Below are 22,074 nucleotides of genomic sequence, written 5' to 3'. Positions count from 1 at the left end.
CGAAGTTAGTTGCTATCGTAGTTTAGGATTTAAAGATAGAAAAGTAAAAGGGAAGTGATTTGCAAAACAATAATTTAAATCAACCAGCCAAGCAGGACCCATTCGCTTGGGTGAAAGTGTTTCAGGCTGAAAACGGCTTAGAAGCAAACATTATTAAAGGGCTTTTAAAAAGCAAGGGAATTGAATCGCAACTACAAGGAGAGCTTTTACAAGGGGCGCTTGGGGAAATCCCATTTGAACAAACAGGGGTTGATATACTTGTTTACGCATTAAAAGAGCGCCAGGCGCAAGAAATATTGCTAAACTACCGGCAATTAAAACAATCGGCTCCTGACTGGGTATGCCCAAAATGTCATGAGCTTAACGGAGCAACATTTGAAATATGTTGGTCTTGTGGGACTGTAAAGAATGACGAAAGCGAATAATTTTCAACGTATTAGAGAATTAAACTATTTGCAAAAAGCGGTGTTAGGCGGGGCATTACTTGAACGTATGCTGCCTAACTATAGCTTGTTTAGTGAAGCAACTGGGTTTGGTGATGCCGCGGTATTTCGTAGTGCACTAAATGTGTGCTGGGAAAAAATCTTACTGCCAAAAAGTAAGATTAGCCTTGAAAAGCAGATTGAGAAAATTGAACCAAATGTACCGGAGCTGAGCGACTTTGATATGTTTGGGACTTATCCAGCAATCGATACAGCAACCGCTTTATTAGGTATGTTGCATGGGTTGATTGCAAAAGATGAACAAGAGTTCTTGAGCATCAGTAAAATTTCACAGGCCTCGGTGGCACGCTTCATAGAGTACCAACTAACGGTTGATGGTGAAGTAGCAGATAACAAAGCCGTACGTGAACACCCTTTAATGCAATACGAAATTGATGTACTTGCTGAGCTTATTGATTTTGTAGAGCAAATGGGCCGAATTACCTCAGAGAACGTAAAAGAGCTTAAGCAGCTGGCGGTATCTGACGGTCAAACCAACATTGGTATTGCAATTTAATATTTAGTAATGCGTGTTTTCGCTGTAAAATGCGCGTTTGTTTTTTCTTGGCGGAGTAATTGATGCGAATTTTAGGTATTGAATCATCATGTGATGAAACAGGTATTGCCATTTATGATGATGAACAAGGCTTATTAGCACATCAACTGTATAGCCAAGTAAAAGTACATGCTGATTACGGCGGTGTGGTACCTGAACTTGCTTCACGGGATCACGTGCGTAAAACCTTACCTTTAATTGATGCCGCCTTTGCACAAGCGGGCTGTGGCCCAGAAGACTTAGATGGTATTGCTTACACCGCAGGCCCTGGACTTGTTGGGGCGCTCCTTGTGGGTACTTCTATTGGTCGCTCATTGGCCTATGGTTGGAATATTCCAGCCGTTGCTGTACATCATATGGAAGGTCACCTACTTGCGCCAATGCTTGAAGAGGACAAACCGGAATTTCCGTTTATAGCACTATTAGTGTCAGGCGGTCATACTATGATGGTTAAAGTATCTGGCATTGGTGAATACGAAGTATTAGGTGAGTCAGTTGATGACGCCGCAGGTGAAGCATTCGATAAAACCGCGAAGTTATTAGGTCTTGATTACCCTGGCGGCCCACGTTTAGCAAAACTTGCAGAGCAAGGGTCGCCTGAGCGTTTTGTTTTCCCGCGCCCGATGACTGATAAACCAGGCTTAGATTTTAGCTTTAGTGGTTTAAAAACAGCGGCATCCCTTGCGATTCGTGATAGCGATGATGATGAACAAACTAAAGCTGATATTGCTCATGCATTCCAAACAGCAGTTATTGATACCTTAATCATTAAATGCAAACGTGCATTAAAACAAACCGGTATCAAACGTTTAGTGATTGCTGGTGGTGTGAGTGCTAACGTGCAACTGCGTGCGCAACTTGAACGAGTAATGCAAGGCATGAAAGGGCGCGTGTATTACCCGCGCACTGAGTTTTGTACAGATAACGGTGCAATGATTGCTTACGCTGGTATGCAGCGTTTGAAAGCCGGTCAATTTGCAAGCCTCGATATGAAAACTAAGCCGCGCTGGCCTATTGATTCACTCGAAGCCTTATAACTGCTCGCTATTCTTGTTCAGGGGCTTTTTTCTTAGCCCCTACTTTAGGTTCTTCCCCTGCCATCAAGCGAGTAATATTTGCTCTGTGACGGAAAATTATCAGTATGGTTAAAAAGGTAACAGGCAAGGTATACAAAGGTTTTATCCACCACGTATAAAGAGGTGCTAATGAAACCGTAACCAGAGCCGCAAGTGATGAATAACGCGTGATAGCAACAATTAAGATCCACGTTGCAATCAACATCCCACCTAGCGATAAACCAATCGGTAATAACGTGCCAAAAGCGGTCGCGACGGCTTTACCACCTTTAAAACTAAAAAACAGTGGATACATATGGCCTAAACAGGCAGCCACACCAATTAAACCTAACATTAGAGGGTCTATTTTTAAAAAGTAGGCACCCCAAACAGGAATGGTTCCTTTTAAAATATCAAAGACAAGAACTAAAACAGCGGGGACTTTACCACCAAGGCGATAAACATTTGTAGCACCCGGGTTATTCGATCCATGACTGCGTGGGTCTGGTAGTTTAAACAGCCGTGATACAAGGATAGCGGAAGAGACCGATCCCAGTATGTAAGCTAAAACTAACATTAAAACTTCTAACACGCGCTTCCTTATTTTTTAATCTGCACTTTTGGGCTATCATTGGCGGCAAAACCATCTGCCGCTCTCATCGAGTAGTATGTAAGCACCATATTGCAATGCATCTATCCGTTATTGTAGGGGTAATTTTTATATATTAAAACACTATGACAGCTTATACAGCGCATTATTGAAATCAATAAGCGTTTAGGATGAGTATTGTTTTTAATATTTATGTCACTTGGAGTATCAATGGACAAGGTATATATATCACAACTGCACGTAGACACCATCATTGGCGTGTATGATTTTGAAAAAGAAAGTAAACAAAGCCTGTATTTTGATATTGAAATGTTATGTGATATTTCAGCCGCAGCGGCAACGGATGATATTAATTTAGCCCTTGATTATGCCAAGGTGAGTGAGCGAGTGATTGAGCACACAACAGCAAAACCTGTTGAGCTGCTTGAGACTTTAGTTGAGCAATTAGCTGCATTGATCCTGGCTGAGTTTACGACCAACCAAGTGACTATTCGTGTTAGTAAACCAGCCGCAGTGCCACAAGCGCAAACTGTGGGAGTTGAGATCACCCGTCGTAAGGCAAACTAACATGGCGCAAATATTTATTAGCCTAGGCTCTAATGTCAACAAAGAGCATTATCTTCGACAAGCGCTTATTGCCTTAAAGCCTTATTTTCCTGACTTTATACACTCGTCTGTTTATGAAAGTGAAGCGGTGGGGTTTGCAGGTAACAATTTTTATAATTCAGTGGTTGCAGCAAAAACCGATATGCCATTAGCTGAACTCTGTAAACTACTGAAAAAAATTGAACTTGAGAATGGCCGTACTCGCGAGGATAAAAAGTTTAGCCCGCGCACATTAGACCTTGATTTATTGTTTTATGATGACATTATCTGTGATTCGCCTGCGCAGTTACCGCGGGATGAAATAACCAAAAATGCGTTTGTATTACAGCCTCTTGCTGAAATAGCTCCCGACTTTTTTCACCCTGTAGCTAAGCTAACTTTGGCTGAGTTATGGAATAATTATAACAACCCACAACAAAAACTATGGAAGGTGGAGTTTTCTAACCCATGAGTATTATAGAGATAATTGTTTTAGCCTTAATTCAAGGATTGACTGAGTTTTTACCTATTTCGAGCTCAGCTCATTTAATTTTACCCTCACAAGTTTTAGGTTGGCATGACCAAGGCTTAGCATTTGATGTTGCGGTACACGTAGGTACGTTAGGTGCGGTGGTACTGTATTTTCGTAAAGAAGTGGTGGATATTCTCGGCGCTTGGTTTAAATCATTTGGCTCACAAGGAGCAACCGATGATAGTCGTTTAGGCTGGTGGATTATTGTAGCGACTATACCTGCATTATTAATTGGTTACCTATTCAAAGATTTTGTTGAAAGCTACTCGCGTAATGCATGGGTTATAGCCACCTCAACCATCGTATTTGGTTTGTTACTTTGGTATGCCGACGTAAAAGCAAAGCAAGTTAAGAATATTTACCAAATAAACTTTTTTAGCGCGTTATTGTTAGGGTTTTCGCAAGTTCTCGCTATGGTTTTCCCTGGAACATCGCGTTCAGGTATTACCATTACTGTGGGTTTAATGCTGGGCTTAAACAAGCAAAGCGCTGCACGTTTTTCATTTTTAATGTCAATCCCTGTGATTGCCGCAGCAGGTTCATATTATGTGTATCAGCTTGCAACAGCGGGCGAGGCAATTGATTGGCATGCTATTTTACTAGGCGCAGGTTTATCATTTGTGTCGGCTTATGCATGTATTTTCTTTTTCTTAAAAGTGATTGAGCGCATGGGCATGATGCCATTTGTTATCTACCGCTTACTATTAGGTGTAGGTTTGTTTGCGTTCTTAATGCTGTAAAATAAGTATTCACCTTAATTCGAAAAACACCTCAGATTGAGGTGTTTTTTTATGTTGGCTATTTGGCAAAAGTCTATTGCCGTGTAGTAATGGTAAGTAAAGCTTATATTTGGCATTATAACGCCTTACTTATCTCTTATTCATTTTGCTCAGGACAGTAGATGCATATTCATATTCTTGGAATTTGTGGCACCTTTATGGGGGGAATTGCCGCAATCGCTAAATCGTTAGGTCACACCGTGACAGGCTCTGATCAAAATGTGTACCCGCCGATGAGCACGCAATTAGAAGAGTTAGGTATTACACTCACCCAAGGTTATGACGTTGCCCAACTAGAACCCGCGCCAGATATGGTCGTCATTGGTAATGCTATGAGTCGAGGCAACCCTTGCGTTGAATACGTACTAGATAAAGGCTTGCCTTATACTTCAGGCCCAGAATGGTTAAAGCATAATTTATTGCAAAACTCGTGGGTTTTAGCTGTTGCAGGTACCCATGGTAAAACGACTACAGCCAGTATGCTGGCATGGTTACTAGAATACGCAGGAATGAAACCGGGCTTTTTGATTGGCGGTATCGTACAAAACTTTGGGGTGTCAGCCCGTGTTGGCGAAACGCCATTTTTTGTTATTGAAGCGGACGAATACGACACGGCGTTTTTCGATAAACGCAGTAAATTTGTTCATTATTTACCGCGCACCTTAATTCTAAATAATCTTGAATTTGATCATGCTGATATTTTTGAAGATTTAAACGCAATAAAGAAACAATTTCACCACTTGATGCGTACATTACCCTGTAGTGGCAAAGTGATCTGGCCAAGCCAAGACGAAGCACTACAAGATGTGATTGAACGTGGCCTTTGGAGCGAGAGCGAAACACTCTCGGGTGATTGGGATTACCGTTTACTTAAAGCTGATGGTAGCGAGTTTGAAGTGCTATTAAATTCACAAGTGCAAGGTGTTGTCAGCTGGCAAGCCATGGGTGAGCACAATGTCAAAAATGCCATTATGGCCATTGCAGCAGCCAGACACGTCGGTATCGCGGTATCTGTCAGTATTGCAGGCTTAGCTGAGTTTATCTCTCCTAAGCGCCGTATGGAGCTTAAGGCCGACATTAACTCGATAAAAGTGTATGACGACTTTGCCCATCATCCAACGGCAATTAAAACAACCTTAGCAGGGCTACGTGCAAAAGTAGGCACTGATAAGATCATTGCTATTTTAGAGCCTCGTTCAAACACTATGAAAATGGGTGTGCATCAACAAACCCTAATTGATTCACTCGATGCAGCAGATGATGTGTATTTATTTGAGCCAGAAAATTTAAACTGGTCGCTTAAAGAATATGCAGACAAAGCCGGTATGCATTGCATGAAAAGCACTGAGGAAATCATTACTCAGGTTGTTGGCAACAGTGCGCCGTCACAACATATTTTAATTATGAGTAATGGTGGTTTTGAAGGTATTCATCAGCGTTTAATCACTGCTCTTGAACAAAACTAACCAGTATACGGAGCTTAACTGTATGCAATTTAAAGATAAAATAACGTTAGCTTTTAGCGGTGCTTCAGGTGCTCCCTATGGCTTACGGTTACTAGAGGTATTACTTGAACAGCAGTTTCAGGTGTATGTACTGATCTCAAGTGCGGCAAGAGTGGTGCTTGATACTGAATCGAATATTAAACTTTCAGGCAACGAAGACAAAGCGACAGAGCAGCTTAGTACACTTTTTAACGCTGCCCCTGAGCAACTCAAAGTATTTGGTAAAGACAACTGGTTTAGTCCTGTTGCATCAGGCTCAGCTGCGCCGAAAAAAATGGTGGTTTGTCCGTGTAGTGCAGGTTCAGTGTCTGCAATTGCGGTCGGTGCGTCAGATAACTTACTTGAACGCGCTGCTGACGTGGTGATTAAAGAACGTGGGCAATTAATTTTAGTCCCGCGTGAAACGCCATTTAGCGAAATTCACCTTGAAAACATGCTGAAGCTAGCAAGGCTAGGCGTAACCATTATGCCAGCGGCTCCGGGGTTTTATCACCAGCCAGAGCAGATTTCAGATCTGGTTGATTTTATGGTGGCGCGAATTTTAGATCATTTAAACATTGAACATACTTTAACGAAACGTTGGGGTTATGGAGAGGGCAAACAGTGAGCGAAAAAACGATCGCATTAAATATTGAAGGCCTAAAAAAGGTTTATAAAAATGGTGTTGAAGCCGTAAAAGGCATTGATTTACAAGTTCAGCAAGGCGATTTCTTTGCTTTACTTGGACCAAACGGTGCAGGTAAATCAACCACCATTGGCGTTATCTCATCGTTAGTGAACAAAAGTGCTGGTCGGGTTCAGGTGTTTGGTCACGACATTGATACAGACCTTGAAGCCGCTAAGTCTGAACTAGGCTTAGTGCCGCAAGAATTTAATTTCAGTCAGTTTGAAACACTAAATCAAATTTTGGTTAACCAAGCGGGTTACTACGGTGTGCCAAGAAAGCTAGCGCATGAACGCGCTGAAAAATACTTAAAGCAGTTAGGTTTACTTGAGAAAAAAGATAAGCAAGCACGCACCCTTTCAGGCGGTATGAAACGCCGTTTAATGATTGCTCGTGCACTGATGCATGAACCTAAGTTACTCATTTTAGATGAACCAACAGCCGGTGTTGATATTGAGCTACGCCGTTCTATGTGGGATTTTCTTCGCGAGATTAATAAGCAAGGTGTGACCATCATCTTGACTACCCATTATCTAGAAGAAGCTGAGCTGTTATGTAAAAACATCGCGATTATCGACAGTGGTGTGATTGTTGAAAACACTACCATTAAAGCGCTACTTGCCAAGCTTGATAAAGAAACCTTTGTACTGGATTTAAAGCAACCTGTGCAGCCAATTAGCATCGACGGTTACAAATACACACTCACTGATGATCACACTTTAGAAGTTGAAGTGGCGAAGTCTCAGGGCTTAAACCAAGTATTTAGTGCGCTGACTGAACAAGGTAATACTGTGCTGAGTATGCGAAATAAAGCAAACCGATTAGAAGAGCTGTTTGTAGGCTTATTAGAACAAGGGCGAGGCGAATAATGTTTAGATATGGAGTAGCGCTAAAAAGTATTTGGATCAAAGAGTGTATTCGCTTTTTACGTATTTGGGTGCAAACCTTAGTTCCACCTGCAATCACGATGAGCCTGTATTTTGTGATTTTTGGTAATCTGATTGGTTCTCGTATCGGTGATATGGGTGGCTTTACTTATATGGAGTTTATTGTCCCGGGTCTGATTATGATGTCGGTGATCACCAACTCTTACTCGAATGTTGCTTCTAGTTTCTATTCGACTAAATTTCAAAAAAGCATTGAAGAGCTATTAGTTGCGCCAGTGCCCAATTACATCATTGTACTTGGCTACATGGGCGGTGGCATGACACGAGGCATGCTGGTTGGTTTAATTGTTACCTGTGTTTCTTTGCTATTTGTTGATATTCAAATTCATAATATTTTTGTGATTATGGCAACGGTTATTTTAACGTCGGCTGTGTTTGCGTTAGGCGGTCTTATCAATGCAATTTATGCTAATAGCTTTGATGATATTAGTATTATCCCGACCTTTATTTTAACGCCGCTGACTTATCTCGGTGGGGTGTTTTACTCTATCACCTTGTTGCCAGAATTTTGGCAAGGCGTATCGCAAGTGAATCCAATTATTTATATGGTGAATGCATTTAGATATGGTTTCTTAGGTGTGTCTGATGTCGATTTATCGGTAGCATTTGGTGTACTTGGTTTATTTATTGTAGGTTTATTTACGTTAGCATTAACCCTTATTAAACGTGGTGTGGGGCTTAGACATTAATGACGGATGCAAATTCGAGAAGTATTGTATCGAATCAACCTGGCTTACATGAAAAGCTAGACGAAATTGTTTTAAAACACTTAAGTGCTGAATTTAAAAAGCCGATTGCAGAGCATACGCAAGCGGCTTTTGATCAGGTTAACGAGAAGGTGCAGGCGTTTAAGGGGCCGCTCATTCTTGATTCGTGTTGTGGTGTGGGTGAAAGCACCGCTAACTTAGCAAAACGTCACCCCGATGCACTGGTGATTGGCATTGATAAATCATCACATCGTTTAGACAAGCATGATATCGAGTACAAGCAAACGGATGCAGGGCAGTACATTTTAGTACAAGCTGATTTAAACGACTTTTGGCGTTTAGCCGTGGCTGCAAACTGGCAACCTAGTCATCATTATTTGTTGTATCCAAATCCTTGGCCAAAAGCAAAGCACTTGCAAAGACGCTGGCACGGCGCTGCAATTTTTCCGTATATCGTTAAATTAGGCGGTCGCTTAGAGCTTAGAAGTAACTGGGATATATACGTTAAGGAATTTGCCCGCTCATTAGAGCTTGCAGGGCATAAGTGCGATGTTGAGCTATACGAAAGCGATACTGCAATTACCCCATTCGAACGTAAATATTGGGCCAGTGGTCAACAAAGTCACCGCCTGGTGATCAACCTTTAATGAATATAGGGAGTCGGTGGTGCAAAGTGACTCCCTTGCATTAAAGTCACACCCGCGCGAGCTAGTGCGTCTGCTATTTGCTCGTTATCAACTTGCTCAGCAATCACTTCAAGTTTAAGTTGCTGAGCATATTTCACCAAGTTCTCAATAAACAGATAGTTATCGGCATTGATATGAATTTGGCTGACCAATCCTTTATCAAGTTTTAGGCCATCAATTTCGAGCTTTCTGATGTGGGGCAAGTTTGAAAAACCCGCGCCAAATTCATTAATAATAACCTGAGCGCCTTTATTTTTTAGGGTATTAATAAACGTTTTTACTTCACTAAAGTAAGCGATAGCATCACGCTCATAAAACTGAAAAATAATATTATGGGGCTGCGGGTAGCGCCTTAGTTGTAACTCTAAAAACTCGCTTAAACTAGGATCGAGAATATCTTGCGCAGTAATATTAATGCTCCAGCGCACATTGGTTTTTCTAAATTGTTCAATGCAACGGGTAAACATGGTACGTCTTAAAAGGCCGTCCATCCGTGAGCGCTTTAATACCATCATAAAGTAATCTGGTGCATGAATACGGCCCGTGGCACTGGCCATTCTGGCAAGGCATTGATAATGGTCAATCTGTTTGCTCTGGTTGTCATAGACAGCTTGAAAATAAGGGACAATGCGATTGTTATCGAAAGCTTCTTTTACTTCTTTGGCAAGGGTTACGTTACTTCTAAATCGCTCTTCAACTTGTTTAAAGACATTTTCATAACGCACAATACGCTGGTTATTTAGCTTTGCTTGTTGCAGCGCAACATGGGCATTTTCAATCAGCATTTGCTTGTTACCAGTGGCGATACCTGCATACAAGCTCACGTAAATATAAGGTTCTTTTAGTGCTGGAATTGCATGGTTAAAGGCCGTTATTACATCATCGATATTGCGCTCATCACTATGCGTTCTTAATAGCGCAATTTTATTGGTTGCTAAACGATAAACAAACCCTTCGCCTGGCATTCGTGATTGAAAATAGCCAAGTAGGTTTGCCATTACTTTATCGCTCACTTGCGTGCCATAAAAACTGCTAATGTCTTCTAACTCATTAATGGCAATAACGGCCAGTTCCATGCGGTGTTTAGTGGTTTTTTTTATGTAGTATTCCAGCGCAACATGGTTCGCAAAGCCGGTACGGGCATCCGTAGAGAGCGAGCGTTTCAGTTGTAAAAAATACAGCCCTGCAATAAGTGCAGCGATAAAGAAAAAGAAGCAGCCGGTGATCATTGCGCGTGTAACACTATGCTGCAGCTGCTGATTCAAATCACTAATGGTTATGTCGGCACCAGTGATATAAGTGTGGCCATTATTATCGACAAAAGTCACAAAAATACTTTTAAAATAGCCCCATTGATCTTTTGAGATCTCAAAGACTGGTTCAGTCGAAAAAAAGGCTTCTTTATTAAGTTCAGTTGCTTCTGGGTAGGCATCTAGAAACTGGGTAACGCGGCCATTGTTTTGATCTTTTTGCGTGTAACTCGAGGCGCTAAAATACACTTTGCCGTCGCGCAGTACCATTGCGTACACATAGGCTAATTGCATTTGTTTTGCATACTCAGATAGAGCACGGCTTTTTTCTTTATAGGTTGCCGCAGAGACTGGTAACCCTGCATTCACTATATTGTGGTAGTCATCACCGAGGATATGTTTGACACTGACCGCAGCATTAAGCAATTTGCTATCGATATTTTCCATGATCTCACTGCGGGTGGTTTCATAGGTGTAATAGATATAGCCAAATAAGCTTATAAAAAATGCGGCGAAGCCATATAGCAGCCAGCTGGTTTTTTGCATTCCTTTGGGCATAGAGGTTCCCTTAGCAGTTATCATTTGATTATACTCAAAAAATGCGGGGCTGATAGTAGAAAATGCCCGCAAATTTCATTAACTGATCACTTTTTTGTCATCGAAATTAGGGCTTTTTTGCTTTATGCGAGACATTTTCGTGATATTCCAGTAAAGTTAGCCAATTTCGTAGAAACAGTGCTGCAAAAGTGCTCACCAAGGTGTCCCATCATCGGGTGCATTTTTAGCTGCTAATTATGGGTATTAGGATGGATCAAAAGCGTTGTGCCGTCGCCTCTAAAGAAAGCTTGATTCGTATTTTTACGGTGCCAGAAGCACCAGACTCGACATTAAGTAAAATCGAATCTGAAATTTCTAGCAATTTAGCTGGGTTCTTAAATGAGAACATTGCAGCGATTGAAAAGCCTTTGCACGAAATTGAAAAAGACTTTCAAACGGCCACTATTCCAGAAGAGCCAACTTTTGTTTCTGATTACGCTCAAGACATTATGGAGCAGTTAGTTGCTCATTCTGTGCATACCGCTGCGCCGAGCTTTATTGGCCATATGACCTCAGCGTTACCGCACTTTGTGTTACCGCTATCTAAGTTAATGGTCGGTCTAAACCAAAACCTAGTAAAAATTGAAACTTCAAAAGCATTCACACCACTTGAAAGACAAGTATTGGGAATGATGCATCATCTTGCTTATGGTGAAAATGACAGTTTTTACAGTAAATGGATGCACAGTGCGAAAACCTCATTAGGCGCATTTTGTTCAGGTGGCACTGTCGCTAACATTACCGCTTTATGGATTGCCCGCAACCGTTTATTAAAAGCCGATGGTAATTATAAAGGCATTGCCGCACAGGGGTTAATCGCTGGAATGCTGCACTATGGTTACAAAGGCTTAGCTGTACTTGTATCTGAGCGAGGCCATTACTCATTAGGTAAAACCGTTGATTTACTGGGCATAGGTCGCGATAACATCATTGCCATTGCTACTGGCGAAAATAATAAAGTTGATGTCGATGCGATGCGCAAAAAGGCTCATGAGCTTGAAGCGTCTGGTATTAAGGTAATGGCGCTTGTGGGTGTTGCTGGGACAACTGAAACGGGTAGTATCGATCCACTAAATGAGATGGCTGATTTGAGCGAAGAGCTTGGCTGTCATTTTCATGTCGACGCTGCATGGGGCGGTGCAACCTTACTTTCTTCAAATTACCGCCACCTTTTAAGCGGTATTGAGCGCGCTGATTCAATTACCATTGATGCACACAAACAAATGTATGTGCCAATGGGGGCAGGTCTGGTGTTATTTAAAGACCCTGCCGCAACGGATGCTATTGAGCATCATGCGGAATATATTCTTCGTAAAGGCTCGAAGGATTTAGGGAGTCATACACTTGAGGGCAGCCGCCCTGGTATGGCAATGTTAGTACATGCTTGCTTACGTGTTATTGGCCGAAAAGGCTATGAGATGCTGATTGACCGTAGCATCGTGAAAGCACGCACTTTTGCCAATATGATCAAGCAAGATGAAGACTTTGAGTTAATTTCAGAGCCAGAGCTTTGCCTATTAACCTACCGTTATGTTCCAAAAGAGATCCAAGCAAAGCTGAATGAGGCTGACGAAGAAACGAAATTAGATATTTACGCTTCGTTGAATCGCTTTACTGCGAGCATGCAAAAACGTCAGCGTGAAGCGGGACGTTCTTTTGTATCCCGTACTCGTTTAACACCTGCAAAGTATGACCATCAACCTACCGTGGTTTTTCGCGTTGTTTTAGCTAACCCATTAACCTCTAAAGCGATTCTAAAAGATATTTTAGCGGAGCAAAAAGAGCTGGCGAAAACCGATCCGGTATTTAAAAAATATTTAAGTAAGTATATGGATTAGAAAAGGGAGCGTGATGCTCCTATTCACTAAAGCAGCTTGCTTTGATCATGTTACTGATAATCGCTTGCGAAGGTTTTATTTTTTCCATCGCCAAAAACTCATCTGGCTGGTGGGCTTGGTTAATTGAGCCAGGTCCCATAACAATGGTTTCGCAGCCAAGCTGTTGAATGAAAGGGGCTTCTGTACAATAGTTTACAGCGACAGCAGGTTGACCCGAGACTTTTTCGGCCAGCTTTACTAATGCTGTATCCGTGCTGCCGCTAAACGCAGGGATAGGTTCATGCATGTCGATAACACTTACAGCATTTGGGTATTGGGCATTAATTTCTTCTGCAGCAGTTAGCAAAATCGCTTGCAGTTCTTGCACGCTTAAACCAGGTAAAGGTCGCATATCAATGTGCATTTCACAGCAGCCACAAATGCGGTTGGCATTGTCGCCACCATGAATATGACCAAGGTTCAAAGTAGGGTACGGAATTTCAAAGTGGTCAACTGAATATTTATTCTTTAATTCTTCTTTAATGATTAACAATTTTGTAATCATTTTATGCATGACTTCGATGGCGTTTAAACCACGCTCAGGATCAGAGCTATGGCCTGAGCGGCCAATCACACGAATCGCTGTACTCATATGGCCTTTATGAGTAAATACTGGTGTCATATCAGTTGGTTCACCAATGATACAGCGCGCTGGTTTTAAATCTGGGTGGCGGCAAATTTGCTGTGCACCGGCCATCGTGGTTTCTTCGTCGGCTGTGGCTAGGATCAATAGTGGCTCTGTTTGCTTCGTAGCATCAAGCTCGCTAATTGCCTGCAATACAAAGGCAAAAAAGCCTTTCATATCAATACTACCTAAACCATATAGTTTATTGTCATGCTCGCTGAGTTTAAACGGATCGTAATTCCAGCGGCTATCATCAAATGGCACCGTATCGGTATGACCTGCAAGCATTAAACCGCCATCCCCTTCACCACGTTTGGCTAATAAGTTGTAACGGCCTTTGCCGTTTTCAAGCTCTGTGATTTCACAAGTAAAACCAAGGCTTTCGCACCAATTTGCGAGCAAGGTGATAACCCCTTTATTGCTCATGCACAAAGAATCTTCAATCGCACTAATTGAAGGGGCTGCAATCAGCTGCTGATACATAGATAAAAAAGAGGGTAGCGACATAAAAAATCCAAAAATAATTATTCAATCTAATTGCATAACAATATAAAAGTATTTATGATGAATATCAATTCACTTTTTAAGCATAAATATTAGTAAAGCTGTACGATGAACACGAAACGACGATAACCTGATTTCATTACTTTAGACAGTGTTTTTATTCGCAATTGTGCGAGTAATTTTAGGCGTATCGATAAACAGATTTAATAGGTAAAAGTAAGCAATGAATGTAGTGATTATTGGCGCAAGTGGTTATAGCGGCGCAGAGCTAGCAAGTTTAGTTGCTAAGCATCCAAAACTGACCCTACAAGCATGTTATGTGTCTGAAGGGAGTTTAGATAAAGATAAATTATTAAGCGATTTATACCCTGAGCACCTTGGATTGTTAGAGTATCCACTACAGCCTCTAACAGCTGAGGCTTTCCAAGATATCGAAAATAATGCTGATTATGTGTGCCTGTGTACAGACCACAAGGTCAGTGTTGATCTTGCTCCCCAATTTTTAGCCATGGGTAAAAAAGTATTCGACCTATCTGGTGGTTTCCGTTTAGCTGGGAATGAGGATTACCTAACTTATTACGGTTTCGCACATGAACATCCAGAGCTTTTAACACAAGCTGCATATGGTTTAGCTGAATGGAATAGTGATGCGATCAGTAAAGCAAACCTTGTTGCTGTAGCGGGTTGTTACCCAACCGCAGCACTTAATTCTTTAAAACCACTTAAAGAAGCAGGGCTATTAGCTGATCAAGCCATTATTGTTAATGCGGTGTCAGGTGTTACAGGCGCTGGCAGAAAAGCCAGTGTTAATACGCATTTCTGCGAAGTGTCACTTGCTCCTTATGGTTTGTTTAATCACAGACACACACCTGAGATTGAGCAGCACCTTGGTCACCCTGTGTTATTCACCCCACATTTAGGTAATTTTCCTCGCGGAATTTTAGAAACTATTTATGTGCAATTAAAACCGGGCGTAACAGCAGAGCAAGTGAGCGCGGCATATCAAGTGTTAGCTAACGAGCCGTTAATTCGCTTACTTGGCAATAAAATTCCAAGCATCAAAGGCGTCGCTAAACAACCATTTGTTGATATTGCATGGCAACAAAAAGGTGAGCAACTCATCGTTATGTCTGCGATTGATAACCTTCTAAAAGGCGCGGCAGGACAAGCATTACAGTGTATTAATTTAGCCATGGGTGAACCTCATCACACTGGTTTAGTAGGAGCGCTGTAATGAAAACTTGGATCATTAAAGTCGGTGGTGCTGTGTTAAATAGCGCAGATGCAGCAAAAGCGCTTTTTGATGTTTTAGCCTCTGAACAAGATAACTTTGTCATTGTTCATGGTGGTGGTGCCTTAGTGGATGCTTGGTTACAAGACGCAGGTTTTGTAACTGCAAAACATCAAGGCTTACGTATCAGCCCAAATGAGCAAATGCCTTATATTGTTGGTGCCCTTGCAGGTTGTGCCAATAAACAATTAATGAGCCAAGCAATCAGCGCAGGTCACAAACCTGTGGGTTTAAGCCTTTATGAAGCGGGTGTACTGGTATCTGAAAAACTTAAAGTATTGGCGCAAGTAGGTCAGTGTTCAGGTAGTTGTGACAGCGTGCTACCTAGCTTACTTGAACAAGGTCGTTTACCCCTTGTGAGCTCTATTGGCTTTGGGGAAGATGGCCAATGGTACAACGTCAATGCAGATGAAGCCGCAGCGGCTATCGCTAAAGAGCTTGATGCAGAACTTATTTTTATGACTGATGTAGAAGCGGTACTAGATGCAAATAAGCAGCCACTACATCAACTTAATACGCAGCAAATCGAAACACTTATCCTTGAAGGAGTTATTCAGGGCGGGATGGAGGTCAAAGTAAAGACCAGCCTTCTTGCTGCCCAACATTTACGACGTGGTGTGTATATCTCAAGCTGGCTTAAGCCAGAGAACTTAGTCGCTTTATTAAAAGGCGAGCATGTAGGAACGAAAATTACACCATAGGTATTTCATGTTAAAGAATTTCTTAAATGGTCTTGAATTAGACCAAAAAGGCGCCCTTAAATTACTTAACTTAGCGCAAAAAATTAAAGCAAATCCAGCTGATTTTAGCCAAGCATTAGCGGGTAAATCAGTGGTTACCTTGTTCGAAAAACCCAGCTTACGTACCCGTTTATCATTCGATATTGGTATTAATAAATTAGGCGGTCATGCGGTTTATTTAGATTCACAAAATGGTGCCATGGGTGCTCGTGAATCAGTTAAAGACTTTGCTCTTAATATCTCCGCTTGGGCTGATGGCATTGTTGCTCGCGTGTATGCACACAAAACACTGACTACACTTGCTGAGTACTCATCGGTGCCTGTCGTTAATAGCCTGTGTGATTTATATCACCCATGCCAAGCGCTTGCTGACTTTTTAACGCTGCAAGAAGTGCATGGCGATGTTAGCAAACTAAAGCTTGCTTACTTAGGTGAAGGTAACAACGTCACACACTCTCTAATGTTATTAGCTGCCACTTTAGGCACTGATTTTGTTGCAGTTTGTCCTAAAGGCAGTTCGCCAGATTCACAAATTCTCAAGCAAGCAGAGCAAATTGCAGCAATGAATGGTGCGTCTGTTATGGTAAGTGACAGAATTGAGGCGGCAGTTGGCGCAAATGCAGTCTATGCTGATACCTGGGTTTCAATGGGTGATAAAACACCGCTTGAGCAGGTAAAAGCTAAATATATGCCTTATCAGCTTAACCAAGCCCTATTAGAGAAAACAGGTGCGCAGACTGTACTACACTGTCAGCCAGCGCATCGTGAGTTTGAAATTACCTCTGAGGTAATGGATGGCCCAGCATCAAAAATTATTCAACAAGCAGAGAATCGTATGCATGCGCAAAACGCTCTACTTGTCACATTATTAAATCCAAATTTTGTTTAAGGAACACCAATGAGTTCAATTAAAAAAGTCGTACTAGCCTATTCTGGTGGTCTTGATACATCGGCAATCGTGCCATGGTTAAAAGAAAACTACGGCTGTGAAGTAATCGCGTTTGTTGCTGATGTAGGCCAAGGCGCAGAAGAGCTCGAAGGCGTTGAAGCAAAAGCGATTGCTTCAGGTGCGTCAGAATGTCATATCGTAGACTTAAAAGACGAAATGGTCAGTGACTATATTTACCCAACTTTAAAAACAGGCGCTATTTACGAAGGTACTTACCTACTAGGTACGTCTATGGCACGTCCGATTATTGCTAAAGCGCAAGTTGAAATTGCCCGTAAAGTAGGTGCTGATGCGCTTTCACATGGTTGTACAGGTAAAGGTAACGACCAAGTACGTTTTGAGTCATGTTTCGCAGCCCTTGCACCGGATCTAAAAGTGATTGCGCCATGGCGTGAGTGGGACTTATCAAGCCGTGAATCATTACTTGATTACTTAGCTGAGCGAAATATTCCATGCTCTGCTTCAGCGACAAAAATTTATAGCCGTGATGCTAACGCTTGGCACATTTCTCATGAAGGTGGTGAGCTTGAAGATCCATGGTGCCAACCAAGTGATCAAGTATGGACGTGGACTAACTCGCCAGAGCAAGCGCCAAATGAAGCTGAATATGTAACATTAAACGTTGTTGAAGGTGAAGTGGTTGCAGTAAACGGTGAATCACTAACACCATATGACTGCTTAGTTAAATTAAATAACATTGCTGCGCCACATGGTGTGGGTCGTGTTGATATCGTAGAAAACCGTTTAGTTGGCATGAAGTCGCGTGGTTGTTATGAAACACCAGGGGGCACAGTGATCATGGCAGCTCTTCAAGCGGTTGATGAGCTCGTGTTAGATAAATCAAGCCGTAAGTGGAAAGAAGTGCTTGGTGGTGAGTTCTCTCACCTAGTGTATGACGGTCGTTGGTTTACGCCATTAAAAGACTCGATTCTTGCTGGTGCTGAATCTCTGTCTAAGTTAGCAACGGGTGAAGTTGTGCTTAAGCTTTATAAAGGCCAAGTCACTGCGGTACAGAAAAAATCACCGAATAGCTTATACAGCGAAGACTTTGCAACCTTCGGTGAAGATGATGTATATGACCAATCACATGCTGAAGGCTTCATTCGTTTATTCTCGCTATCAAGCAGAATCTCAGCACTAACGAAAAAGTAATTTAATTATTGCCCTGCACGAGCAGGGCAATAGCCGAATTTGGAGACAGTTCAATGGCACTATGGGGCGGACGTTTTTCTACGGGTCCAGATGAAGCGTTTAAACAATTCAACGATTCACTTCCTTTTGATTATCAACTTGCAGAGCAAGACATTATTGGTTCAGTTGCTTGGGCAGGGGCGTTAAAACAAGTAAACGTTTTAAACCAGCAAGAATACGATGATCTCGTTGCAGCACTTAATAAGCTGCTAGATGAGGTTAAAGCAAACCCACAAGCAGTCGCTGTAGCAGGGCATGAAGACATTCATTCTTATGTTGAATCAGCACTGATTGATAAAGTGGGTGACCTTGCTAAAAAGTTACACACTGGTCGTAGTCGTAATGACCAAGTTGCAACCGATTTCCGCTTATGGTGTCGTGATACTGCTGAGCATATCCTTGAGGCAATTGCAGAGCTCAAAGGTGAGTTTATTGCCTTAGCTGAGCGTGAGCTTGGTACTATTTTACCGGGTTACACACACTTACAGCGCGCACAACCTGTGTTATTTAGTCATTGGTGTATGGCCTATGTTGAAATGCTTGAGCGTGATGAAAGCCGTTTAACCGACGCCAAGAACCGTATGAATTATTGTCCACTTGGTAGTGGTGCTTTAGCTGGAACAGCGTACCCAATTGATAGGCAAATTCTTGCCGAAGGGTTAGGTTTTACCGGCGCAACACGTAATAGCCTTGACGCCGTATCTGACCGTGACTTTGTGGTTGAGCTATTAAGCTGCGCATCGATTTCGATGATTCACTTATCGCGCATGGCAGAAGACTTAATTTTTTATAATTCGGGTGAAGCGGGCTTTATTGAGCTTTCTGATGGGGTAACATCAGGCTCTTCTCTAATGCCACAAAAGAAAAACCCGGATGCTCTTGAGTTAATTCGTGGTAAAACGGGCCGTGTATTTGGTGCATTCAGCGCCATGATGATGACACTTAAAGCACTACCACTTGCCTACAATAAAGATATGCAAGAGGACAAAGAAGGCTTATTTGATGCGATGCCAACTTGGCTAGCATGTATTCATATGGCGCAGGCATGCATTAAAGGTATTAAAGTTAATGCAGAGAGAACATTAGCGGCAGCAAAAGGCGGCCACTCAAATGCGACTGAGCTTGCTGACTATTTAGTGGCTAAAGGTATTCCATTTAGAGAAGGTCATCACATTGTTGGTACGCTCGTGCAAATGGCTATTGCACAAGGGAATAACTTAGAAGATTTAAGTTTAGAGCAATTTAAGTCTGTGCATAGCATTTTCGAATCAGATGTATATCCTGTATTAGAAATAGACGCGTGTATTAAAGCAAGACAAGCGCTGGGTGGTACGTCACTTGAGCAAGTAACAAGCGCCATTAAATACGCAAAAAAAAACAGCAAATAGCGGTACGTGACGCAACCTTAAATGATGTTGAGTCAATCGCCAAGCTTATTCAGCATTGGGCAACGGTAGGCGAAAACCTACCACGCGCTAAGAGCGACATGATTCACTCAATCAATGAGTTTGCTGTTACTGAGGTTGAAAACCAAGTTACTGGCTGTGCATCGCTTTATATTTACGACACTGGTCTTGCTGAAATTCGCTCACTTGGGGCGAACCCTGAATCTCGAATTGCCGGGCAGGGGCGTCAACTTGTTGAACATTTGCTTAAAAAAGCCAAAAGCTTGGCGCTTAGTCGGGTAATTGTTCTGACAAGAGTGCCAGAATTCTTTGCAAGCCAAGGATTTAGTTTTTGTAGCAAAGACAGTTTGCCAGAAAAAGTGATCAAAGATTGTGAGCTTTGCCTTCGTAAAGATAATTGCGATGAAGTGGCGATGGAATATATTTTAAAGCCGAGTAATAGCGCGGTGATCCCGTGTAAACACCTGGCTTAATTTTCCCTGGATAGGAAAAACGCACGGTTACCCCTGTGCGTTTTTTTATGCCTGAAATTTAGATTTGCTGAATTTTATGATCAAAAAGATCAAAAATTATAAAAGTTGGATCGTTAATTGCTTTTATTATCAGCGCGGTGGCAACGTCGCGATGAAGTATAAAAAAGCGTCAAAAAAATGAGAGCGCTTAACTCAGCTTACAAGCTATTGTAAGCTGAACTGAAAAAACAATTAACTTAAAGGAATTAACTTATGCAAATTTCAAACAATAGCCAATTGCAAATGCAAGCTTACAGCCAAATGCAACAAACAAAGCCTGCTTTGGAACAAACTACTAGTAATAAAACCCTGCAATCTGATACAGTAACTTTATCAAGTGAAGCGCTGGCTTTATCAGGCGGTGCAGAGATTCAACGCGGTGGCGGTGTAATTCTTCCTCCTAGTAAGAAGGAAGAATGATTATAGGAAAACAATGTTTTTAACTGAGCAATTTGGATTTTTTTCATTATCAGCCCTATCTGCTTGGGGATTTTTAATGGCATTTTTCTTTAACGTTTTTGTTTATAGTTTAGATGTCAAGCGTCGTACTACCTTGTTGCTCAGCTCTTTTATAATGATGCTTTCTTATATGGCTGGTGATTATTTCTTCACTTGGATTTCTTCTACCGCCGCAACTTATTTTGATTGGGTACTTTACGACTTAGCAACAGTATTAGCGCTCTTAACTGGGTATTATTTCATAAATAAAACGACCCCTTCCTTTTTATATTTAGTCGTTGGTTTAGCCGTTAACATTACACTTTTTATCTCTTTGTATATAGATGTTGAGTTAAATAGAAATTCAACTCCATGGCTACTATGGGATATTTATGCATTTGGAGTTAACTTCGTTGATTACAGTATGATTGCAGTTCTTATTATCGATAGAGACATATACGGTCTGCATAAACTTAAAAAATCTATCAAATCTCACTTTAGGAATAAAAAAGTAGTAAATACCTCTAATGTATCTTGATTCAATTACTGGCCAGCTGGTTGGAATTTTTATTGAATGGGGGGTACTTATGGCTTTCTTGTTTAATCTATCGACCAGCATTAATAAAGTTGATAAATCTCCTCTGATTTTATCTGCGATTATGGCCTTATCATATTTTGTTACGGATGTTATTAAATTATCTGACGCGCCATACTTAAATTGGTTTCTATACGATTTGATAACAATATTAGTGATCTCTTTTTGGTTGTTAGTAAAAAGTGTAAAACTCTTTACAGCTTCAATTTATGTAATCGCTGGATTACTGCTTAATGCAAGTTTTATGCTCTCGATGCATTACGATATTTTCATACTAGGTAATCGAGAACCTTGGCTTTTGTGGAGTGTATTTTCGATAGGTGTAAATTTACTAGATTTAATGATGATAATTGCTATTGCATCCAATAAAGACTTTTTACTACTCAAAAAATTTGTTAAGTATCCTATGTCGTCGAGCGAAAAACCTGAAGAAAAGTTGGAATTGATCTAATCAATGATTGGAGTGGTTCAAGAAAACATAGGTTTATATCTAGCTACATTTATTATGTGGGGATTTTTAATGGCCTTTTTATACAATATGGTCAAAAAATCTTCATTTCCAGGTGGTGATGGCACCAAGATGTGGATCTCATTCACAATGTTTATTTCATATATGGCTAGTGATCCGTTGCTGAATATCACTTTTGGATACGATATTTTGGATACAACATTAGCTTATTTAATCTGGGCTTGTTCTGATATTGTCATTTTCTTTATAGTGTGGCTAATTTCAAAAAGTAAAAGCATTTCTGATGAGCCTGTAAAGCTCTATATTTCAATTGGTCTAAGTGTAAATATATCACTGTTTTTAGGTATGTATTTCGATATTAACTACGCCTATACAGGAAGCTGGTGGTTTTGGGATGTCTACAGTATCACAGTGAACCTGATGGATATCATGATGCTCATCGCACTTTTCATTAATAAAGACTTTTTAGGGCTTGTGAAGCTATACAGGAAAGTTCGAGGCCAAGCTGAACCAGCTTGACCC

Annotated in this window: 23 protein-coding genes and 1 pseudogene; 21 read left to right on the top strand and 3 right to left on the bottom strand. The window is 41.3% G+C overall.

Features of this window, described 5'->3' with window-relative positions:
- Nucleotides 1–59 precede the first annotated feature (59 nt).
- The 3 genes from C2M25_RS13215 to tsaD all read left to right on the top strand — a co-directional run bounded on the left by C2M25_RS13215 (nucleotide 60) and on the right by tsaD (nucleotide 2,075).
- Nucleotides 60–425: a putative signal transducing protein gene (locus C2M25_RS13215; protein WP_054560955.1), complete on the top strand. Its 366-nt coding sequence runs from the start codon at nucleotides 60–62 to the stop codon at nucleotides 423–425.
- Nucleotides 409–999, top strand: coding sequence for a YjaG family protein (locus tag C2M25_RS13210; RefSeq protein ID WP_063703099.1), 591 nt, complete (start codon nucleotides 409–411; stop codon nucleotides 997–999). Before C2M25_RS13215 ends, C2M25_RS13210 begins: the two co-directional genes overlap by 17 nt.
- A 62-nt stretch (nucleotides 1,000–1,061) precedes the next feature.
- On the top strand, nucleotides 1,062–2,075 hold the full coding sequence (tsaD, locus tag C2M25_RS13205; RefSeq protein WP_063703101.1) for a tRNA (adenosine(37)-N6)-threonylcarbamoyltransferase complex transferase subunit TsaD: 1,014 nt from the start codon (nucleotides 1,062–1,064) through the stop codon (nucleotides 2,073–2,075).
- 7 nt (nucleotides 2,076–2,082) lie between these two features.
- Here the strand turns inward: tsaD and plsY are convergent, their stop codons facing one another.
- A complete protein-coding gene (plsY, locus tag C2M25_RS13200; RefSeq protein WP_063703103.1) occupies nucleotides 2,083–2,685 on the bottom strand; it encodes a glycerol-3-phosphate 1-O-acyltransferase PlsY in 603 nt (200 codons plus the stop codon).
- 228 nt (nucleotides 2,686–2,913) lie between these two features.
- On the opposite strand from plsY, the gene folB reads away from it, so the two are divergent.
- The 8 genes from folB (at nucleotide 2,914) to trmB (ending at nucleotide 9,069) form a co-directional block, all read left to right on the top strand.
- A complete protein-coding gene (gene folB, locus C2M25_RS13195) occupies nucleotides 2,914–3,270 on the top strand; it encodes a dihydroneopterin aldolase (RefSeq protein ID WP_063703105.1) in 357 nt (118 codons plus the stop codon).
- 1 nt (nucleotide 3,271) lies between these two features.
- Entirely contained in the window at nucleotides 3,272–3,760 is a 489-nt protein-coding gene (folK, locus tag C2M25_RS13190; RefSeq protein ID WP_063703107.1) for a 2-amino-4-hydroxy-6-hydroxymethyldihydropteridine diphosphokinase, read from the top strand.
- Nucleotides 3,757–4,560 (top strand): undecaprenyl-diphosphate phosphatase, encoded by an 804-nt coding sequence (locus tag C2M25_RS13185; RefSeq protein WP_063703109.1) that lies wholly within the window; start codon nucleotides 3,757–3,759, stop codon nucleotides 4,558–4,560. Before folK ends, C2M25_RS13185 begins: the two co-directional genes overlap by 4 nt.
- A 161-nt stretch (nucleotides 4,561–4,721) precedes the next feature.
- Complete coding sequence (gene mpl / locus C2M25_RS13180; protein WP_105181296.1) at nucleotides 4,722–6,065, top strand: UDP-N-acetylmuramate:L-alanyl-gamma-D-glutamyl-meso-diaminopimelate ligase; 1,344 nt, start codon at nucleotides 4,722–4,724, stop codon at nucleotides 6,063–6,065.
- Between the two features lie 22 nt (nucleotides 6,066–6,087).
- Nucleotides 6,088–6,711 carry a flavin prenyltransferase UbiX gene (locus tag C2M25_RS13175; protein WP_105181295.1) on the top strand — a complete coding sequence of 208 codons (624 nt, stop codon included), beginning with the start codon at nucleotides 6,088–6,090 and terminating at the stop codon, nucleotides 6,709–6,711.
- Nucleotides 6,708–7,637, top strand: a complete 930-nt coding sequence (locus tag C2M25_RS13170) for an ABC transporter ATP-binding protein (RefSeq protein WP_105181294.1) — start codon at nucleotides 6,708–6,710, stop codon at nucleotides 7,635–7,637. The genes C2M25_RS13175 and C2M25_RS13170 overlap by 4 nt, the downstream gene beginning before the upstream one ends.
- Nucleotides 7,637–8,404: an ABC transporter permease gene (locus tag C2M25_RS13165; RefSeq protein WP_063703120.1), complete on the top strand. Its 768-nt coding sequence runs from the start codon at nucleotides 7,637–7,639 to the stop codon at nucleotides 8,402–8,404. The genes C2M25_RS13170 and C2M25_RS13165 overlap by 1 nt, the downstream gene beginning before the upstream one ends.
- Nucleotides 8,404–9,069: a tRNA (guanine(46)-N(7))-methyltransferase TrmB gene (gene trmB / locus C2M25_RS13160; RefSeq protein WP_063703125.1), complete on the top strand. Its 666-nt coding sequence runs from the start codon at nucleotides 8,404–8,406 to the stop codon at nucleotides 9,067–9,069. Before C2M25_RS13165 ends, trmB begins: the two co-directional genes overlap by 1 nt.
- Here trmB and C2M25_RS13155 read toward each other — a convergent pair.
- On the bottom strand, nucleotides 9,066–10,916 hold the full coding sequence (locus C2M25_RS13155; RefSeq protein ID WP_105181293.1) for a bifunctional diguanylate cyclase/phosphodiesterase: 1,851 nt from the start codon (nucleotides 10,914–10,916) through the stop codon (nucleotides 9,066–9,068). The genes trmB and C2M25_RS13155 overlap by 4 nt on opposite strands.
- A 248-nt stretch (nucleotides 10,917–11,164) precedes the next feature.
- Between C2M25_RS13155 and panP the strand changes: the two genes are divergently transcribed.
- On the top strand, nucleotides 11,165–12,793 hold the full coding sequence (gene panP / locus C2M25_RS13150; RefSeq protein WP_105181292.1) for a pyridoxal-dependent aspartate 1-decarboxylase PanP: 1,629 nt from the start codon (nucleotides 11,165–11,167) through the stop codon (nucleotides 12,791–12,793).
- Nucleotides 12,794–12,812: 19 nt separating this feature from the next.
- Here panP and argE read toward each other — a convergent pair whose 3' ends face one another.
- Entirely contained in the window at nucleotides 12,813–13,964 is a 1,152-nt protein-coding gene (gene argE / locus C2M25_RS13145) for an acetylornithine deacetylase (RefSeq protein ID WP_105181291.1), read from the bottom strand.
- Between the two features lie 220 nt (nucleotides 13,965–14,184).
- Between argE and argC the strand changes: the two genes are divergently transcribed.
- The 9 genes and pseudogenes from argC (at nucleotide 14,185) to C2M25_RS13095 (ending at nucleotide 22,071) form a co-directional block, all read left to right on the top strand.
- Complete coding sequence (argC, locus tag C2M25_RS13140; protein ID WP_105174866.1) at nucleotides 14,185–15,195, top strand: N-acetyl-gamma-glutamyl-phosphate reductase; 1,011 nt, start codon at nucleotides 14,185–14,187, stop codon at nucleotides 15,193–15,195.
- Nucleotides 15,195–15,953: an acetylglutamate kinase gene (gene argB, locus C2M25_RS13135; RefSeq protein ID WP_105174865.1), complete on the top strand. Its 759-nt coding sequence runs from the start codon at nucleotides 15,195–15,197 to the stop codon at nucleotides 15,951–15,953. Before argC ends, argB begins: the two co-directional genes overlap by 1 nt.
- Before the next feature lie 7 nt (nucleotides 15,954–15,960).
- Complete coding sequence (locus tag C2M25_RS13130) at nucleotides 15,961–16,881, top strand: ornithine carbamoyltransferase (protein WP_063703145.1); 921 nt, start codon at nucleotides 15,961–15,963, stop codon at nucleotides 16,879–16,881.
- Between the two features lie 9 nt (nucleotides 16,882–16,890).
- On the top strand, nucleotides 16,891–18,093 hold the full coding sequence (locus C2M25_RS13125) for an argininosuccinate synthase (RefSeq protein ID WP_063703147.1): 1,203 nt from the start codon (nucleotides 16,891–16,893) through the stop codon (nucleotides 18,091–18,093).
- A 53-nt stretch (nucleotides 18,094–18,146) separates the two neighbouring features.
- A pseudogene (gene argH / locus C2M25_RS13120) lies at nucleotides 18,147–20,011 on the top strand (argininosuccinate lyase).
- Between the two features lie 252 nt (nucleotides 20,012–20,263).
- Nucleotides 20,264–20,470, top strand: coding sequence for a hypothetical protein (locus C2M25_RS13110; RefSeq protein WP_105181290.1), 207 nt, complete (start codon nucleotides 20,264–20,266; stop codon nucleotides 20,468–20,470).
- Between the two features lie 13 nt (nucleotides 20,471–20,483).
- Nucleotides 20,484–21,026 carry a hypothetical protein gene (locus tag C2M25_RS13105; RefSeq protein ID WP_105181289.1) on the top strand — a complete coding sequence of 181 codons (543 nt, stop codon included), beginning with the start codon at nucleotides 20,484–20,486 and terminating at the stop codon, nucleotides 21,024–21,026.
- Nucleotides 21,016–21,534 carry a hypothetical protein gene (locus C2M25_RS13100; protein ID WP_105181288.1) on the top strand — a complete coding sequence of 173 codons (519 nt, stop codon included), beginning with the start codon at nucleotides 21,016–21,018 and terminating at the stop codon, nucleotides 21,532–21,534. The genes C2M25_RS13105 and C2M25_RS13100 overlap by 11 nt, the downstream gene beginning before the upstream one ends.
- A 3-nt stretch (nucleotides 21,535–21,537) precedes the next feature.
- Nucleotides 21,538–22,071, top strand: a complete 534-nt coding sequence (locus C2M25_RS13095) for a hypothetical protein (protein ID WP_105181287.1) — start codon at nucleotides 21,538–21,540, stop codon at nucleotides 22,069–22,071.
- The last annotated feature ends 3 nt before the right edge of the window (nucleotides 22,072–22,074 follow it).

The sequence above is a fragment of the Pseudoalteromonas sp. T1lg21 genome (assembly GCF_002964625.1).
Classification (GTDB): Bacteria; Pseudomonadota; Gammaproteobacteria; order Enterobacterales; family Alteromonadaceae; genus Pseudoalteromonas; species Pseudoalteromonas gelatinilytica.
Note: the sequence above shows the minus strand (reverse complement) of the source record. Positions and strands in the feature narration are given on the sequence as shown.